This window comes from Pseudarthrobacter sp. NPDC059871, assembly GCF_042731175.1.
Classification (GTDB): Bacteria; Actinomycetota; Actinomycetes; order Actinomycetales; family Micrococcaceae; genus Arthrobacter.
Window position 1 is genome coordinate 152036 of the sequence record NZ_JBHWJV010000009.1, and the last position, 16507, is coordinate 168542.

A 16507-nucleotide genomic window follows, 5' to 3' on the forward strand; every position below is an offset into this window, starting at 1 on the left:
CAGCCATTCTTCTACGGCTTGTAGAAAATCGCTAGGGGCTGTGGCTGCATTTTTCACGATTCCATGGCGGGGTGGGTGGTGACGCCATGCCGTGAGCAGGCAGCCCACCAGCCCAGCGGTGTGACCTGGACCTTCAAGCGGCGCGCGCAATGGCTGCAGAACCGCGGCGGTTCCAGGTGGAGCCTGGACGCGCACCGCAGGTGGGCGGACGACGGCGGCGCGGTCCCGCCGTCGTCCGTGTCCTTTGATGGGTGGGTGCCATCGCCCGGGCCACCTTCGCGGGCGTCGTCTTCGCGGGGCCCGCCGCAGTGGCTGCAGTACACGGCCGCAGCATCGGCGTTCGCTTCGGCCGGGATCGGGCTCACAGGGTCTTCTGCAGTTCCCTGATGGGCATGTTGAGGTCCACCAGGAGGTTGAGGTCGGCGGTGGCGGGGCGGCCCAGGGTGGTCAGGTAGTTGCCCACGATGACGGCGTTGATGCCGCCCAGGAGCCCTTCGCGGGTGCCCAGATCGCCCAGCGTGAGCTCGCGTCCGCCGGCGTAGCGCAGGACCGTTCGGGGCATGGCGAGACGGAACGCGGCGATGGCCCGGAGGGCGTCCTTGCCGTCCATGACGCCCTGGTTTTCGAGCGGCGTTCCCGGCCGGGGGTTGAGGAAGTTCAGTGGCACTTCGTGAGGCTCCAATGCCGCCAGCTGGGCGGCGAGTTCAGCCCGCTGGTGGAGTGATTCGCCCATTCCGAGCAGCGCGCCGCAGCACAGTTCCATGCCGGCAGCCTTCACCATGGCGCAGGTCTCGAGCCGTTCCTCATAGGTGTGCGTGGTGACCACCTCCGGGAAGAAACTGCGGGCGGTTTCGAGGTTGTGGTTGTAGCGGTGGACGCCCCAGCCGGCGAGCTGGTCCACCTGCCGTTGGGTGAGCATGCCCAGGGAACAGGCGATGTTGATGTCCACTTCCTCGTTGATCCGGTCAATGGCGAACTTGACCTGGTTCATCAGCTTGATGTCCGGCCCGCGCACGGCGGCCACAATGCAGAACTCCGTAGCGCCGGTGGCCGCAGTTTCCTTGGCGGCTTTGACCAGTTCGGGGATGTCCAGCCAGACGCCGCGGACGGGGCTGTCGAAGAGCCCGGACTGGCTGCAGAAGTGGCAGTCTTCGGGGCAGCCGCCGGTCTTGATGGAGACGATGCCTTCAACTTCCACGTCTTCGCCGCAATGCCGGAGCCGGACCTGGTGCGCCAGCTCCAAAGCCTGGGGGAGTGCTTCGTCCGGGAGGGTGAGGACCTCCACCAGCTGGCTTTCGGTGAGGCCCACGCCCTGCTCCAGCACCTGGGCGCGGGCTGTCTCGAGGATGGGCCAATTGTGGACGGTGGGAGTCATGGATGGTCCTTTGTCTTGCGGAACGTACCCTGCCGACGCTAGTTCGGGTGGTGCCGACCGTTTTTGTGGGGTGGCAACAAGTAGCCTGCCCGCCCTTTGTTGACTGAAGTGGTCAAGGCTTTACACCGCGGAAACAGGAACGTGATGGGACTGTCTTTTCGGCTGGATAGCGTCTCTCGCAGACCTCGAACTCCGAACGAAAGCGACGCACGCCCATGAGCCACGACTCAGAATCCACGCAACTGCTGGAGCCTGCCGCACCGCCCGGCGCCGCCGTCGTCGGCGGATCCACGGCGACTCCAACCGCGGGAAACGCTGCAGCGCTGAACGCCACCAAGGAGAGCCTGGAGGACTATACGCTGCGGTTCGCCCCGCGCTCGTACCGCAAGTGGAGCGCGGGAGTGGTGGCCACCAGTGCCTTGGGCGGCATAGCCTACCTGGCGGACTTCTCCATTGGCGCGAACATCGGGATTTCCTATGGCACGGTGAACGCGATTTTCGGCATCCTGGTGGCAGCGGTGATCATCTTCGCCACCGGCTTCCCGCTGGCCTATTACGCGGCCCGCTACAACATCGACCTGGACCTGATCACCCGCGGCTCGGGCTTCGGGTACTACGGATCCGTGGTCACCAACGTCATCTTTGCCACGTTCACGTTCATCTTCTTCGCGCTGGAGGGCTCCATCATGGCCCAGGGGCTGGAGCTGGGCCTCGGGATTCCGCAGTGGCTGGGGTACGCGGCGTCCACCGTGATCATCATCCCGCTGGTGATCTACGGGATGAACACCCTCGCCAAGCTGCAGGTGTGGACCACCCCGCTGTGGCTGCTCCTCATGGTGGTTCCCGTGGGGTACCTGCTGGTTTCGCACCCGGAGAGCATCGACAGCTTCTTTGCGTACACCGGGGAGTCCGGCGACGGCGGCCCGAACCTGGCCTCCGTGATGCTGGCGGCCGGCGTGTGCCTGTCGCTGATGGCGCAGATCGCCGAGCAGATCGACTACCTCCGGTTCATGCCGCCGCGCACCGACGCCAACCGCGGCGCCTGGTGGCGGGCAGTCATCCTGGCTGGTCCAGGCTGGGTGATCTTTGGCGCCATTAAGCAGATCGTGGGCCTCTTCATCGCCATCTACCTCATCGCCACGCTGGACCCCGCGGCGTCTGCCACCGCGAACGAGCCCGTGCACCAGTTCCTGGGCGTGTACCAGGAGATGATGCCGGCCTGGCTGGCGATGACCCTGGCCGTGGTGCTGGTGGTCATTTCGCAGATCAAAATCAACGTCACCAACGCCTACTCGGGCTCGCTGGCGTGGACCAACAGCTTTACCCGCATCACCAAGACCTACCCGGGCCGGATGGTGTTCGTGGTGGTCAACCTGCTCATCGCCCTGGTCCTGATGGAAGCCAACATGTTCGACTTCCTCAACACCATCCTCGGCTTCTACGCCAACTGCGCCATGGCCTGGGTGGTCACGGTTGCCTCCGATATCGCCATCAACAAGTACCTGCTCAAGATCTCCCCGAAGGTGCCCGAGTTCCGCCGCGGCATGCTCTACGCCGTGAACCCGGTGGGGTTTGTGTCGATGCTGGTGTCCGCGGGCGTTTCCATCGCTGTGTTCTTCGGGGCTTTTGGGTCCGGCATCCAGCCGTATTCGCCCATCTTCGCTGTCGGCCTGGCGCTGGTGCTGCCGCCGGCGCTCGCGGTCCTGACCCGCGGCCGGTACTACCTCCGCCGGACCGACGACGGCATTGACCTGCCCATGTTCGATGCCGACGGCAACCCCAGCGACGCGAAACTCACCTGCCACGTAACGGGGCTGGAGTTTGAGCGGCCGGACATGGTGCGTTCGGCGCAGGACGCGCCCGACGGCGGCCCGCAGTATGTTTCCTCGCTCGCCTTGTCCACGGACAAGACAGGGGAGTTGGTGCTTCCGGCGCAGAAGTAGCCGTCCTGGAGCCCCGTGGTTTGGGGTTGTAAGCAGTTGGGGGGAAGCCGGTGCCTGGGGCACCGGCTTTTTCCGTGTGACTTCCGCGCAGCCTGACGGGGTGGTAGAACCGGAGTCGGATGCCTGTGGATAACTCTTATCGCAGAGATGTGACCTGGGCTACCCTTGAATCACTGTCCGGAGCAAGCCGTCTTGAAACTACTGGGGGAATAGCGGCCCATGACCTCACGCAACGTTCGTACGTCCTTTGGCCCTCGGTCCGGTGCGGCTGTTCTTGCGGTTGCCGGAGTGCTTCTGATGGCTGGCTGCTCCGGGGGAGCGCCTGCGGATCCCGGCCCTGGGTCGGCGACGCCTTCCCCGTCGGCGTCTCCCAGCGTTACGCCCACGCCTACTCCCACTCCCAGTGCCGTCTACAAGCCCGCCGACGCATCCGGGCCCGCCCAAAACGTCCCCGTCCCGGTGCTGCCGGAAGTGGCGAAGACCGAGACGAAGGAGGGTGCAGAGGCTTTTACGAAGTACTGGTTTAGTGTGCTCAGCTACGCATACGAAACCGGCAATGTCGACATGTTCGAACAAGTGGAGCCGCTAGGTTGCACCACCTGTCTGAAGGTAAAGGAAGTCATCAAGAACTGGCATTCGGAAGGTCGTTGGCTGGTTGGTGGCAAACTGACGACGCCAGTCGCGAACACGACTTTCGCGAAGGCCCAAGACGGCCGGTATCAAGTCGCTGTACAAGTTCATCAAGAACCTTTGTCCTACATGCGTGCGGACGGGTCAGTTGCTCGAACGGATCCTCAGGCGCCGGATCAGGGTAACCTCCTGATGTTGGACTACAAAGACGGGTCGTGGGTTGCCAGTGAACTCGGAAGCATTGTTGGTTGACGATGATCCGGTTGAAGCGGCTCTGCCTAGTCGTGGTCACCACAAGCACCATGTTGCTCGCGCCACTTCCAGCTCAAGCGGCTGATGATCCGGAGTTCGGCGGTGAGTGGAATCCTGGATTGGGGATGAGCGGACACGTTTGGGACTCCGATCGCAACGAATTTGTCACTCCCGAACCGGGCGCGGTGAGTACTGATCCCAACGAATACAAGTACGAGCTGCAGTGCCACCTCGGCGGGGGAGATTTCGACACCCCGTGCCTGGCCCGCCAGCTGGAATGCAAAAACGGCCCTGACGGTGACGAAGGCATCCCTGTCATGTGGCTTTCCCGTCCCCGGGGCGTTCCCGGCGCTGTTTGGGCGCCCCACTCCGGCCCGACCTGCCTTTACGACGCCAGGCCCGAGGACCTGCTGCCCCGCATCGCGGCGGACATCCAGCGGGAATTCCAAAACCTGCCAGTGAGCGCCGGATCTGTCACTGCCCAGCCGAGTCCCCATACGCTTCGCGGGGCTGAAACCAACTTCTATGCGGAGTCCGTGGAGCAGCAGTTCGACATCACGATGTTCGGCCAGCAAGTTCACGTGGTCGCCACCCCGGTGCAATACACGTGGAACTACGGCGACGGCACCGTTTTCGGCCCGCAACCCTCGATGGGCGGCCCGCTGCCCCAGGATCGGTGGGGTGAAAAGACCCGGACCAGCCACGCTTACGGCGCGACCGGTGATTTCCAGGTAGTGCTGACCACGTCGTTCCAGGGAACCTATTCCGTCAATAACGGCCCCGCCCTGCCCATTCCCGGCCAAGGGCAGTTCAGCGCCCCGCCGCAGACCATCAGTGTCTGGCGGTCCCTCACCCGTAACTACGCAGATGACTGCAACACCAACCCACAAGGCCAAGGCTGTCCCGGCACCGCCCGCTGAACGACAATCCAAGAACTGCCGAATTCGGCCCATTCCGCGGCGGCAGGGACAGCTGGCCTGTGATTCGAATCGCATCCGGAATAGTTGCATGCGCTTCTTAGTTGGCAGGAAGAGTAAGCCTTCAGCCCCCGAAAGGAACGCGCATGCTGTTTTCCACCCTCACTCTCGGCGAACTTGAGCTCCCCAACCGTCTGGTCATGGCGCCATTGACGCGCGTCCGCTCAGGCGAGGCAGGCGTCCCGGGGCCGCTCGTCGTCGAGCATTACCGCCAGCGCGCCTCGCTGGGCCTGATCGTCAGCGAAGGAACCCACCCGAGCGCCGGTGCACGCTCGTACGCAGGCCAGCCCGGGATCTTCACCCCCGAGCAGGTTGCCGGCTGGAAGACAGTCACAGACGCTGTTCATGCCGAGGGTGGCCGCATGTTCGCCCAGATCATGCATGGCGGGCGCGTCTCGCACCAGGACATCACGGGCGGGGCGGAAATCGTAGGGCCCAGCGCCGTTGCCGTGGAAGGAACAGTCCACACGCCGGCCGGCAAGCAGCCGTACCCGGTGCCGCGTGCCCTGGACACTGACGAACTTCCCATGGTCATCCAGGAATTCGTCAACGCATCGCTCAACGCCATTGAGGCCGGATTCGACGGCGTCGAGCTGCACTCCGCCAACGGCTACCTCCTGCACGAGTTCCTGGCCCCGAACTCAAACGTCCGGACTGACAGTTACGGCGGTTCACCCGAGAACCGCGCCCGCTTCGTGATCGAAACCGTGAACGCCGTTGTGGCAGCGGTCGGCGCCAACCGTGTGGGCATCCGCATTTCGCCCGAGCACAACGTCCAGGGCATCGCCGAGACGGACGCGGCAGACGTCCGCGCCACCTATGAAGTGCTCGTGGACAGCATCGCCCCGCTCAACCTCGCCTACCTCAGCGTCCTCCACCACGAGCCCACCGGCCAGCTGGTCCAGGACCTCCGCACCCGCTTCGGCGGCCCCTTCCTGGTCAACACCGGCTTCGGCGTGGTGACCACGCGGGAAGAGGCAGTGAGCCTCGTGGATGATGGCCATGCAGACGCAGTGGTGGTGGGCCGGCCCGCCATCGCCAACCCGGACCTCGCTCGGCGCTGGAAGGAAAGCCTGCCGCTCAACGAACCGGACGCCAGCACGTTCTACAGCACAGGCGCAGAAGGCTACACGGACTACCCCGTGTACCAGGACAGCAACTCGTAGCAGCGAAACGGCCACATGCGATGAAGGCGGCACCCATGATTGGGTGCCGCCTTCATCTGCTGCTGCGCGGTGTGCTGTCCCGGCAGCGAAAAACCGGAAGCCATCCGACGACCCCCGGCCTACTCGGATTTTTGGCCCGCCGGACCCCATTGGAAGCCGGCGGTGATCAGATGCTACTCCAACGATTTGACTTTTACTAGGCCTTCTTCGGCCGCGGAACAGGTGCAGGTTTCAGGGCTACAGGAAGGCCTCGCGGCCCGTTCCCTCCTTCATGACGAGCCTGTTTTCCTGGATGGAGACAAGCACGCTTTTAGGCTTTCCGCTCACCTTCGTAATCGCCTTCAGTCCGCGATTGGTCACCTCGACGCCCACTTGGGAACCCTTCGCCGGCAGCTCCACTGAGACCTCAGAGGCGATCCCGAGGATGGGATTTGTGGATACGTCCACGTCACGCCACACCTGCTTGCCGTTGACCGTCAGGGTGATGTTGGCCTCCTCGAACCCTTCCTGAAACACAATCAGCAGTTCTTTCATGGCGGCCTCTTCCTCGAGCATTAATGGCCTAAGACGGCATATCAACTACAGCACTTCGCGGACGCGAGTGGAATACCCTTACCGGCCGCACGGCCCGGCGAACGCCCTCCGAATGCGCAATCCGATGAAGTGCGCCTGCTCCCGCCGCCGCTGGAGCGCAACTGGCGGGTAAGGCAAGATGTTCTGGTGACCCAACAGCCGCAAGCCCCTTCCAAGCCCGCAGCACAGCAGCCGGACGACGCCATCTACACACAGATTGCCGAGGAGCTGGGCGTCAAACCCTGGCAGGTGAAAGCTGCTGTCGATCTGCTTGACGGCGGGTCAACGGTCCCGTTTATCGCCCGGTACCGCAAGGAAGCCACCGGAACGCTGGATGACGGCCAGCTCCGCGACCTGGAAGAGCGGCTGCGCTACCTCCGGGAACTTGCGGACCGCCGTCGCGCGGTCCTGGAAGCCATCGAGGCCCAAGGCCAGCTGACACTAGAACTGAAGAAGGCCATCCTGGCAGCGGACACCAAGTCCAGGCTGGAGGACATCTACCTGCCCTTCAAGTCCAAGCGCCGCACCAAGGCACAGATAGCGCGCGAAGCAGGGCTCGAGCCACTCGCCGACGCGCTCGTGAAGCGGCCCGAACTGGATCCGGAGCGTGAGGCCGCTAAGTACCTCAACGCTGAACACGCCATCGGCGATGCGGCAGGCGCCCTCGCCGGCGCCCGCGCCATCCTCGTGGAGCGCGTCGCCCAGGACCCCGATCTCGCGGCCACGCTCCGCGAGCGTCTCTGGACGCAGGGCCGCATGGTGTCCCGCGTGAAAAAAGGCAAGGAGTCGGACGGCCAGAAATTCGCGGACTACTTCGACTTCACCCAGGCGCCCGCAGGAATGCCGTCCCATCGCGTGCTCGCGCTGCTGCGAGGTGAGAAGGACGGCGTCCTTGAACTCGACCTCGCCGAGGCGGATCCCGCGGACGACGACGCCCTGGCCGCCTCGCGTTCACGCTACGAGTCCGCGGTGGCAAGGTTCCTCGGGGTCGCCCACCGCGGCCGGCCCGCCGATGCGTGGCTGATGCAGACTGCCCAGGTCGCATGGAAATCCCGGGTGCTGGCCCGGCTCACAGCAGACCTGCGCGGCAGGATGTTCGCGGCGGCGGAGGACGAAGCAGTCCGGGTGTTCGCCGCGAACCTCCGGGACGTCCTCCTGGCTGCGCCTGCGGGCAACCGCCCCACACTCGGCCTGGACCCGGGACTGCGCACCGGCGTAAAGGTGGCGGTGGTGGACGGCACCGGCAAGGTGGTCGCCACGGACACCGTGTACCCCCATGCACCGGCTCGGAAATGGGATGAAGCGTTGGCGTCGCTGGTGAAACTGGCGCGGCAGCACGCCGTCGAACTCGTGGCCATCGGCAACGGAACCGCGTCCAGGGAGACGGACAAGCTCGCCGCCGAGCTGATCAAGCTCCTCCCGGAGGTGGACCGGAAGCCGCAGAAGCTGGTGGTTTCCGAAGCCGGAGCTTCCGTCTACTCGGCCTCCGCACTCGCCGCCGCTGAACTCCCCGGCATGGATGTTTCACTTCGTGGCGCTGTGTCTATTGCGCGGCGTTTGCAGGACCCCCTCGCGGAGCTCGTGAAGATCGATCCCAAGTCCATCGGCGTGGGCCAGTACCAGCACGACGTCACCGCATCAAAGCTGGACCGGAGCCTGGACGCGGTGGTGGAGGACTGCGTGAACGCCGTCGGCGTGGACGTCAACACCGCCTCGCCCGCGCTCCTGAGCCGCGTAGCCGGCGTCGGGCCCCTGCTCAGCGAAAACATCGTGGCGTACCGCAACCAGAACGGCCCATTTGGCAAGCGTTCGGACCTCAAGAAAGTGCCGCGGCTGGGTGCCAAGGCCTTTGAGCAGTGTGCCGGATTCCTGCGGATCACCGGGGGAGCGGAGCCGCTGGACGCCTCAAGCGTGCACCCGGAGTCCTACGCGGTGGCCCGGAAGATCCTGGTGGCTGCAGGCACGGCGCCGGCGTCGTCGCTGGATCCGCGCGACTTCGTGGACGAAACCTTCGGCCTGCCCACCGTGACGGACATCCTTGCCGAACTCGACAAGCCGGGCCGTGACCCGCGCCCGGCGTTCACCACTGCCGCGTTCTCCGAAGGAATTGAAAAGATTTCCGACCTGAAACCCGGCATGATCCTCGAGGGTACGGTCACCAACGTGGCCGCCTTTGGGGCGTTTGTGGACGTGGGCGTTCACCAGGACGGCCTGGTCCATGTATCCGCCCTCTCCAACCGCTTCGTATCCGATCCCCGCGAAGTGGTGAAATCCGGCCAGGTGGTGCGCGTCAAGGTGCTGGAAGCGGATCCGGACCGGAAGAGGATTTCCCTGACGCTAAGGCTCGACGACGAGCCAGGCTCGCGCGGACAGGCTCCCCGCGGTACGGGGGCCGGTGGCCAGCGCCCCGCGGGTTCGTCTGCGGGTGGCGCCAAGGAACCGGATTCCCGCAGGGGCGGCCCTGGCACCGCGAAGCAAGGCGAGCGGAATACGGCCGGAGGCCAGGGCGGCAGGAACGCGGGAGGTCGAAACCCGGGTGCGGCCGGCGGACGCCCGGGCGGCCGCGGATCTGCTCCGCAGGCTGCACCCGCGAACACTGCCATGGCCGAGGCGCTTCGCCGGGCGGGGCTCGGGAAGTAGGTGCGTCGCTGCACTGACAGTCATAGCTGGCAGGACACCTCGGTGGAGAATCCGCAGGGGAGTACGTTCTAGCGGGTCATCCCGGACGCTGGCTCCCCAGCAGGCGCGGCCTGCCGAACCGCGTCTGCACGCCGGGTGAGTAGAGGACGGACTCCGGCGGTCCCTCCACCTTGATGCCCGCAGACTCAATCAGCCCGTCCGCCAGCGTCTGGACATCTGCGCCAAAGAGGGGCCAAGGGCTGTGCGTGTTGGGGATGAAAGCGGTGCGGCCGAAGAAGCGGCCATGCATGCCGAACCGTGCCGTCAGGAAAACGGATAAGGGGTCAGCCGCCGCAGCGCCGAGGCGGGGAACAACAGTAAAATCGCTGCCCGCCCTTGAACCGCCGAAGCGGCGTACCGAGTAGCCCACCGGGAAGGCCCCGCCTTCCGATACCGTGGGTCCGGCCCCTGGCCAGGTCTTCTGCAGTCCACCAACCTCCGGGGGAAATGCCGGCCAGCGCTGGATCCTTGACCAGACGTAAGGGATTCCTATTGCCCGCGTGGCCATCACCACAGGCAGCCGGTTGGCGTCCAGGCTCAGGAACACCACTCCGCGCGTCCCGTCCGGCGCGCGCGAGTAGAGCCGAACGTTGACCTCGTTGAAGCTCCCCAGATAGGGGACGCCTGGCCCGCGCCCCAGCCCGGCCTGTTCCATCCGGAACCCGATCAGTCCCACCCAGGAACTGCCGTCAAAGACATCCGGCCGGACGCCTGCCGGCATGAACCGCGCCGCCACGGACACGTCGATCCGCCAGTGCAGGAAGATGGCGTCCAGCCAGCGCTGGTCAGAGAGTACGGGGCCAGGAAGCCCCGGCGGGTGGGGCCACTGGTTGTTTGCGGGCCGCACTGAATGCGGACCACCGCCGGTAAGTGGAACAGTCATGGCTGAAGCCTAAACTGCGCGACGGCGCCGGCCCGATCCTCAGGCCGTTCTTCACCGCTGCTTAGGGGTGCCGTACCCCGTTCCCGGCCAAAACATCCCTGTACCCCTCCCGGAAGCTGGGAAACGCAAAAGTAAAGCCGGTCCCGCGGAGAAGCTTGTTGGAGCAGCGCTTGTTGCCGGCGCGCGCAGGGCCTGCGTCACCCACTTCGGGTTCCGGGAGGCCCAGTTCAGCGGCCAGGAAGCGGAGGACGGTGCCCATGTCTGCCGGGTCGTCGTCTACTCCCACATAGACCGGCGCCGGTTCGTCCGCCATGGTGGCGAGGTGCACCAGGGCGGCCGCGGCGTCGTCGCGGTGGATGCGGTTCGTGTACCGGATATCCAGCGGAACCACTGCTGAGCCGGTCCGCACCTGGTCGATCAGCCTCGTCCGTCCGGGCCCATAGATACCGCCGAGCCGCAGGGACACCGCCGCGGTACCGGAGTCCGCAAGCCTCGAACGCAGCAGTTCCTCGGCTTCCACCAAAACCCGGCCGGAGAAACCGCCCGGTTCCGGTGCAGTCCCTTCGTCCACCCAGCCGCCGCCTGCGTCGCCGTACACAGCGGTGGACGAGACAAAAAGCACCCGGCGGGGGATCACGCCGTCGCGCTCCAAAGCATCGAGCACGTGGGCCACGCCGTCCACATAGGCGGCGCGGTACGCGTCTTCCCTCGGTGCGTCCGCAGCCACGGCGATGACGACGGCGGACGTGTCCGCCGGGACCGCCGGCAGCTGGGCGGAGCTTAGGTCAGCCGCCACGCCTTCGATTTCCGCCGGAAGTTTGGAGGGGGAGCGGCGCCAGCCGACAACACGGTGGCCCAGGCCGGCGAACCGAAGCCCGGCCTCTGTGCCCAGGTCGCCGCAGCCCGCCAAAAGGATCGTCATGGGTTACGGTGCCTCCACCGGGAAGAAAACGCGCGGGTCCTGCAGGAGCGCCGGGTAGGCGAACGCGGAACGGTCGATGATCTCCGTGACGGTGAAATGCCTGCCGAACCGGCCGTCGTCAAGGGTGATGGGCCGGCCCACCACCTGGCCCACGGCGAACTTGGCGCCCTTTTCGAACGGAACGGCAACCGGGGTCTTTCCCGGCAGTGTGGAGAAGGCTTCCTCCTGTGCGAGCCGCTTGCGGGTGGGCTTCTTGGCCTGCGGCTTGGGCGCGGCCTTCCGTGACTGCTTGGAGGGCCGCCGGGACTTTTCCTCGAGGTAGACGGGGCTGTAGTCGTCGTCCGAGCCCGGTGTGCCTGCCGTGGCGGCGTTGCCCCGGCCCACGGGCGGCAGCGCAACGGTGTCCAGTGTCTGGGGATCGACGTCGGCGTGCGGGTTGCGGAGGATCCACAGGATCTCGCCCTCGGGCTCCTGGGGCAGGAACTCATGGCGGGGTTCGGGCCAGATGTAGTCCATCTCCGGAATCGCGTCGGAGAAGAGGGGGCTATAGAACTTGGAATCTTTGTGGACCAGCTTGGACCGGTGGCTGAGGTGGAAGTCAGGCTCCCCCAGCCACGGCGGCAGCAGGATTTTCGACGCGTAATCCGGGTGGGCGGCCTGAGGGGCGAACTCGGCGATATTGGCGCGCGTGTTGTCCGGGTGGCCGCGTTCCATCCACTCGTCCACCATGGCCAGGCCGTACATGGTGAGGGCCGGGACGTAGCCCATCCACATCCGGATCGCCGGATGGGTCTGCCAGCCGTATCCGGGAAGGACCAGCGCGCGGAGCGTCTGCAGGGCCTCCACCCGCTGCTTGCCCAGCCGGGCGGTGTCCAGTGCAGCGGCGCTCTGCCGGAAATCAGGGTACGGGAGGAAGGTTTGCATCCATTCAGTCTGACGGCACGTTGCTGATGTGCCAATTGCAGTGCCGGGCACCACAGGAAGGCAGGCCGGATGTCCAAATAGTGGACGGTTACATACTGGCGGTAGGTCGAACCACTAAGATCACCGCAACCCATCCCGCGTTTTGGAAGCTACCTCATGACATTTTCAGCTGAAAACCCCGCCTCCCGCCCCGCGCAGCCCCGCTACGGACTGATGCTCGGTCCCGAAGCCAATGGCATCCTGGTCCTCGATGAGTTCACCATCGACCCCGCCGCTGCCCGCCACGAACAGCACGGTTTCCGTGCTGGCATGGCCGCCGTCGCCAGGACCATGCGCCGCATCGCGGCCCTTCGCGTGGTGATCGCCCTTGTGGCTATCGGCAACCTCCCGCTGTTCCTGCTCTCCAGCGGATGGTGGATCTACGCCGTCTCACTGGCCCTCGTCCTCGCGGTGCACACGGCAGTGACGCTGTTGAACCGTCACGAGCCGCGCCTGAAGCAGCGCTCCGCCCTGGAACTCCACCTGCACCGGGAACGCAGCGCCAACTACCGCAAGGTGCGCGACGCCGTGAAGTACATGATCGATACTCCGGCACGCATGAACGAACACCTGTACCTGGAACTGCTCGCCGTCAAGCGCGTGGCACTGAACCTGGCACACGGCACCGTGGCCCTGCTGGACACCTCTGACGATTCGGCCTGGAAGGTGCGCATCGTCCGGGAGATCCCCGCCAGCTAAAGCTGCACCTCGGCTTCCGAGGCGCCACAATTAAAGCGAACGACGCCGGCACGTCCCTTGTGGGGGTGTGCCGGCGTCGTTCTATGGTCAACGGAATTTGTCTATCGCCGACCGGTTTTTGGGCCCGCTAGGCGGGGAGCTGGAGCACCTGTCCTTCGAACACCAGGTTGGGGTCCGAGACGGTGTCCAGGTTGGCGTCGGCAAGGTGCTGCCAACCGCCTGCAATACCCAGCTTATCGGCCACGATGCTCAGGGTGTCGCCGGCCTCAAGGGTGTAGGTCTCGCCGCTGAGGGCTACGGAGGTAGCGTGCCGGGCGGGTGCCTGCGCGGCAGGCGCGGCTTCGACGGCCGCGGCCTGGACGGGGGCCGCCTGGACCGGAGCCTGCTGCACGGGCGCCTGCTGGACCGGTGCCTGCTGGACTGGGGCGCCGCCGCCGCCGTTCAGGCCAAGCTGGGATGAGCAGGACGGCCATGCGCCCCAGCCCTGGGAGGCCTGGACGCGCTCGGCCACGGCGATCTGCTGTTCGCGGCTGGCGTCTGCCGGGGAACCGGAACCGCCGTAGGCCTGCCAGGTGCTGGACGTGAACTGGAGGCCGCCGGAGAATCCGTTGCCCGTGTTGGTGGACCAGTTGCCGCCGCTTTCACACTGGGCCAGCGAGTCCCACGTTGACGTGGGGGCGGCCGCGTTGGCAGCGCCGGTGGACAGGGCGACGCCTGCTACGGAGATAGCTGCCACGGTGGCTCCACGGCGCGCGACAGTACGGAAAGAGGATTTATTCATGGTGGTGATGCTCCTGAAGGCCACCAGCGCTGGCTCCGTCCCCGAAGATCGTCGCGCTACTGCCCGCCCCTGACAAATAGAGGTCAACGTCGGTGGCTGCCGCTGGGCAGTTCTGGTGAAGGCAGCACCTGGCATTCATGCGCCCGCCGGACGGGCATGCATTTCACGCTAAAACATAGCCATGGCGTTATCAAATCGAGATAGGTGCCGGGCTTGGTGCCGCGGGAAGGGCCAGCCGTGCGGGTTGCCCGCGGTGCCGGCGGCCTCCACCCTGGTGTGCGGCTCCAGGGCCCGGGCAGGCAGGAATCCTCGTGGGGGATTATCCTGACCGGATGGAAAACTTTGAGGGTGAGCCCGTTGCGCCCGAAACCGAAGTGTCAGAATCCAATGCTGCTGTCCCGGTCCGGCTCCTGCCGGTAGCTGAACTGCACCTGCACATCGAAGGCACCCTCCAGCCTGAATTGATCTTTGCCCTCGCGGAACGCAACGACATCACCCTCCCGTACGCGGACCTTGACGAGCTGCGCCAGCGGTACGAATTCACCGACCTCCAGTCCTTCCTGGACCTGTACTACGCCAACATGGCAGTGCTGCAGACCGAAGAGGACTTCGCGGCCATGACGCACGCCTACCTGGAACGTGCGGCGGCCGCCGGCGTCCGGCATGCCGAGATCATGCTGGACCCGCAGGCCCACCTGTCCCGCGGCATCTCCCTGGAGACCTGCATCAACGGCGTAGCATCCGTCCTGGCCACCTCGATGGAGGACTTTGGGATGTCCACCATCCTGATCGCCGCCTTCCTGCGCGACCTCCCCGAAGAGTCTGCCCTCGAAGTCCTGGACGCCCTGCTGGCCATGGACGCACCGATCGGTGCCATCGGCCTGGATTCGGCGGAGGTGGGCAACCCGCCCGCAAAATTCGAGCGCCTCTATGCCAAAGCCCGCGAAGCAGGCCTGCGGCTGACCGCCCACGCAGGCGAGGAGGGCCCGGCGTCGTACGTCGTGGAAGCCCTGGACGTCCTGGGTGTGGAACGCATCGACCACGGCATCCGCTGCATGGACGACACCGACCTGGTGGAGCGCCTGGTGGACGAGCGGATCCCGCTCACGGTTTGCCCCCTGTCCAACGTCCGGCTCCGCACCGTGGACACCCTGGCGGACCACCCGCTGCCGGCCATGCTGGCCGCCGGACTCAACGTGTCCGTGAACTCTGACGACCCCGCCTATTTCGGCGGGTACGTGGACGACAATTTTGCCCAGCTGGAGGCCGTGTTCGAGCTCTCTGAATTCGACAAAGCGCGGCTGGCGGCCAACTCCATCCACTCGTCGTTTGCGTCCGAAGAACGCAAGGCCGAGCTGCTGGAGGAACTGAACAGCGGGGAACTGGCGCACTGACCCGGGCCTTGCGCGTCCCGGCCGCCCAATCTCCGGCTAAACTTGGTCCCGCAGGCGGGTCAGGGACGTGGGGGAGAAATCCCGCGGCAGCGCAGAAAATGGTCGAGCAGCCGGCCTTACCCGAGACCGCCGCCTCAGTTGTTGTGACTTGCGCTTCATAGTCGGTCACGACACGCAGAGTTAACCAATTAAAGTCGCGCGATTTAACGGGCACTTGGCAAGATGCTCTCATCGGATCGCTCACACACTAGGGGAATCATGGCCAAGTCCACCGCAGAAAACACCTTCCTTCGACTCAAGACCGTGCTGGATGTCCTGACCGAAGGCGTGTGGTCCGGTGATGCGCTGAATGCGGGCCAGGTCCTGGCGGAGTCCACGGCACGCGTGCCGTTCAACGAGCACGAGGCAGAGCTGCTCAGCGGCGGGATTCCCCGCGGACACAAGACCCTGACCTCGGCCACCGCCAAGCTGGTCAAGGCCGGCTGGCTGGTCAAGGGCCGCTCGGGCTGGACCATCACCGACGACGGCATGCGCGCCACTGTCGCCTACCCGGATGCTGTCTCCTTCGCTTCGGCGCTCGACGCCGGCACTCCCGTTCCGGCCGGCACCCCGGTTCCGGCAGCACCCGCCGGGTTCGTCCGTCCGGTATCCGCCGCTGCCGCCACCCTTGAGGTGCCGGCGAAGGATGACGCCAAGACGGCCAAGAAGGCTCCCGCGAAGAAGGCACCGGCCAAGAAGGCTGCCTCCGTTGTGGGCAAGGCAGCGAAGGCGATCGAAGACGCCGTGGAGCCCGTGGTGAAGGCCGTTCGCAAGAAGGCGCCGGCCAAGGCCGAAGCAGCCGCGCCTGTTGCAGCCGAGCCGTTTGAAGGTCCGGACGTTGAGACGCACCCGCAGCCCGAGGCCGTGGCTCTTGCCGGTGACTTCAACACCATCCTGGGTGCCCCTGAGAACTGGGCGCCGCAGTATGACGAGGCCCAGATGGAGTTCGACTTCCTGGACCAGCTGTGGAAGAAGAGCGCCGAACTGCCGGCCGGCCACTACACCTTCAAGATCGCGCTCAACCGCTCGTGGACCGAGAACTACGGCGCCTTCGGGACGTTCGATGGCCCCAACCACGAACTGCACCACTCCGGCGGCACCGTGACCATCCGCTACAACCACTCCACGCGCGACATCACCATCAACTAGGCGCCATCTTCCCCAGCTGGGTCGAAGTAAATCTCGTTTTGAGCCCTCGGAACGAGCATTAACTGCGACCCAGTTGGGAGGG

At 65.5% G+C, this 16507-nt stretch carries 15 protein-coding genes; 8 read left to right on the forward strand and 7 right to left on the reverse strand.

Features of this window, described 5'->3' with window-relative positions; all coding sequences use genetic code 11:
* Window positions 1–53: 53 nt before the first annotated feature.
* A complete protein-coding gene (locus tag ACFV4R_RS13550; RefSeq protein WP_377202946.1) occupies window positions 54–365 on the reverse strand; it encodes a hypothetical protein in 312 nt (103 codons plus the stop codon).
* Window positions 362–1375: a biotin synthase BioB gene (bioB, locus tag ACFV4R_RS13555; RefSeq protein ID WP_377202947.1), complete on the reverse strand. Its 1014-nt coding sequence runs from the start codon at window positions 1373–1375 to the stop codon at window positions 362–364. The genes ACFV4R_RS13550 and bioB overlap by 4 nt, the downstream gene beginning before the upstream one ends.
* A gap of 215 nt (window positions 1376–1590) precedes the next feature.
* On the opposite strand from bioB, the gene ACFV4R_RS13560 reads away from it, so the two are divergent.
* The 4 genes from ACFV4R_RS13560 to ACFV4R_RS13575 all read left to right on the forward strand — a co-directional run bounded on the left by ACFV4R_RS13560 (window position 1591) and on the right by ACFV4R_RS13575 (window position 6343).
* On the forward strand, window positions 1591–3318 hold the full coding sequence (locus ACFV4R_RS13560; protein WP_268158988.1) for a cytosine permease: 1728 nt from the start codon (window positions 1591–1593) through the stop codon (window positions 3316–3318).
* A gap of 297 nt (window positions 3319–3615) precedes the next feature.
* Entirely contained in the window at window positions 3616–4200 is a 585-nt protein-coding gene (locus tag ACFV4R_RS13565; protein WP_377203015.1) for a DUF6318 family protein, read from the forward strand.
* Between the two features lie 2 nt (window positions 4201–4202).
* Window positions 4203–5120, forward strand: coding sequence for a hypothetical protein (locus tag ACFV4R_RS13570; RefSeq protein ID WP_377203016.1), 918 nt, complete (start codon window positions 4203–4205; stop codon window positions 5118–5120).
* A 143-nt stretch (window positions 5121–5263) separates the two neighbouring features.
* On the forward strand, window positions 5264–6343 hold the full coding sequence (locus ACFV4R_RS13575) for an alkene reductase (protein ID WP_377202948.1): 1080 nt from the start codon (window positions 5264–5266) through the stop codon (window positions 6341–6343).
* 237 nt (window positions 6344–6580) lie between these two features.
* Here the strand turns inward: ACFV4R_RS13575 and ACFV4R_RS13580 are convergent, their stop codons facing one another.
* Window positions 6581–6898, reverse strand: a complete 318-nt coding sequence (locus tag ACFV4R_RS13580) for a hypothetical protein (protein WP_377202949.1) — start codon at window positions 6896–6898, stop codon at window positions 6581–6583.
* 165 nt (window positions 6899–7063) lie between these two features.
* Between ACFV4R_RS13580 and ACFV4R_RS13585 the strand changes: the two genes are divergently transcribed.
* Window positions 7064–9556 carry a Tex family protein gene (locus ACFV4R_RS13585; protein WP_377202950.1) on the forward strand — a complete coding sequence of 831 codons (2493 nt, stop codon included), beginning with the start codon at window positions 7064–7066 and terminating at the stop codon, window positions 9554–9556.
* Between the two features lie 76 nt (window positions 9557–9632).
* Here ACFV4R_RS13585 and ACFV4R_RS13590 read toward each other — a convergent pair whose 3' ends face one another.
* From ACFV4R_RS13590 to ACFV4R_RS13600, 3 genes are all read right to left on the reverse strand, one after another.
* Window positions 9633–10478 carry a YqjF family protein gene (locus ACFV4R_RS13590; RefSeq protein WP_377202951.1) on the reverse strand — a complete coding sequence of 282 codons (846 nt, stop codon included), beginning with the start codon at window positions 10476–10478 and terminating at the stop codon, window positions 9633–9635.
* 61 nt (window positions 10479–10539) lie between these two features.
* A complete protein-coding gene (locus tag ACFV4R_RS13595) occupies window positions 10540–11400 on the reverse strand; it encodes an NAD-dependent epimerase/dehydratase family protein (RefSeq protein ID WP_377202952.1) in 861 nt (286 codons plus the stop codon).
* A gap of 3 nt (window positions 11401–11403) precedes the next feature.
* On the reverse strand, window positions 11404–12324 hold the full coding sequence (locus ACFV4R_RS13600; protein WP_377202953.1) for an MSMEG_6728 family protein: 921 nt from the start codon (window positions 12322–12324) through the stop codon (window positions 11404–11406).
* 156 nt (window positions 12325–12480) lie between these two features.
* Here ACFV4R_RS13600 and ACFV4R_RS13605 point away from each other — a divergent pair, with 156 nt between their 5' ends.
* A complete protein-coding gene (locus ACFV4R_RS13605; protein ID WP_377202954.1) occupies window positions 12481–13062 on the forward strand; it encodes a hypothetical protein in 582 nt (193 codons plus the stop codon).
* Between the two features lie 127 nt (window positions 13063–13189).
* On the opposite strand, the gene ACFV4R_RS13610 is transcribed toward ACFV4R_RS13605, so the two are convergent.
* Window positions 13190–13843, reverse strand: coding sequence for a transglycosylase family protein (locus tag ACFV4R_RS13610; protein ID WP_377202955.1), 654 nt, complete (start codon window positions 13841–13843; stop codon window positions 13190–13192).
* A 332-nt stretch (window positions 13844–14175) separates the two neighbouring features.
* On the opposite strand from ACFV4R_RS13610, the gene ACFV4R_RS13615 reads away from it, so the two are divergent.
* Both ACFV4R_RS13615 and ACFV4R_RS13620 read left to right on the forward strand, forming a co-directional pair.
* Window positions 14176–15237, forward strand: a complete 1062-nt coding sequence (locus ACFV4R_RS13615) for an adenosine deaminase (protein WP_377202956.1) — start codon at window positions 14176–14178, stop codon at window positions 15235–15237.
* 258 nt (window positions 15238–15495) lie between these two features.
* Window positions 15496–16425, forward strand: a complete 930-nt coding sequence (locus tag ACFV4R_RS13620; protein WP_377202957.1) for a glycosidase — start codon at window positions 15496–15498, stop codon at window positions 16423–16425.
* Window positions 16426–16507 lie beyond the last annotated feature (82 nt).

Excerpts from the sequence above, each read along its gene's own strand:
- ACFV4R_RS13565 (WP_377203015.1), top strand. The coding sequence starts at position 3,616 with ATGGCTGGCTGCTCCGGGGGAGCGCCTGCGGATCCCGGCCCTGGGTCG.
- ACFV4R_RS13615 (WP_377202956.1), top strand. The coding sequence starts at position 14,176 with ATGGAAAACTTTGAGGGTGAGCCCGTTGCGCCCGAAACCGAAGTGTCA.
- ACFV4R_RS13595 (WP_377202952.1), bottom strand. The coding sequence starts at position 11,400 with ATGACGATCCTTTTGGCGGGCTGCGGCGACCTGGGCACAGAGGCCGGG.
- ACFV4R_RS13590 (WP_377202951.1), bottom strand. The coding sequence starts at position 10,478 with ATGACTGTTCCACTTACCGGCGGTGGTCCGCATTCAGTGCGGCCCGCA.
- ACFV4R_RS13575 (WP_377202948.1), top strand. The coding sequence starts at position 5,264 with ATGCTGTTTTCCACCCTCACTCTCGGCGAACTTGAGCTCCCCAACCGT.
- ACFV4R_RS13580 (WP_377202949.1), bottom strand. The coding sequence starts at position 6,898 with ATGCTCGAGGAAGAGGCCGCCATGAAAGAACTGCTGATTGTGTTTCAG.
- ACFV4R_RS13610 (WP_377202955.1), bottom strand. The coding sequence starts at position 13,843 with ATGAATAAATCCTCTTTCCGTACTGTCGCGCGCCGTGGAGCCACCGTG.
- ACFV4R_RS13620 (WP_377202957.1), top strand. The coding sequence starts at position 15,496 with ATGGCCAAGTCCACCGCAGAAAACACCTTCCTTCGACTCAAGACCGTG.
- ACFV4R_RS13570 (WP_377203016.1), top strand. The coding sequence starts at position 4,203 with ATGATCCGGTTGAAGCGGCTCTGCCTAGTCGTGGTCACCACAAGCACC.
- ACFV4R_RS13600 (WP_377202953.1), bottom strand. The coding sequence starts at position 12,324 with ATGCAAACCTTCCTCCCGTACCCTGATTTCCGGCAGAGCGCCGCTGCA.
- ACFV4R_RS13560 (WP_268158988.1), top strand. The coding sequence starts at position 1,591 with ATGAGCCACGACTCAGAATCCACGCAACTGCTGGAGCCTGCCGCACCG.
- bioB (WP_377202947.1), bottom strand. The coding sequence starts at position 1,375 with ATGACTCCCACCGTCCACAATTGGCCCATCCTCGAGACAGCCCGCGCC.
- ACFV4R_RS13605 (WP_377202954.1), top strand. The coding sequence starts at position 12,481 with ATGACATTTTCAGCTGAAAACCCCGCCTCCCGCCCCGCGCAGCCCCGC.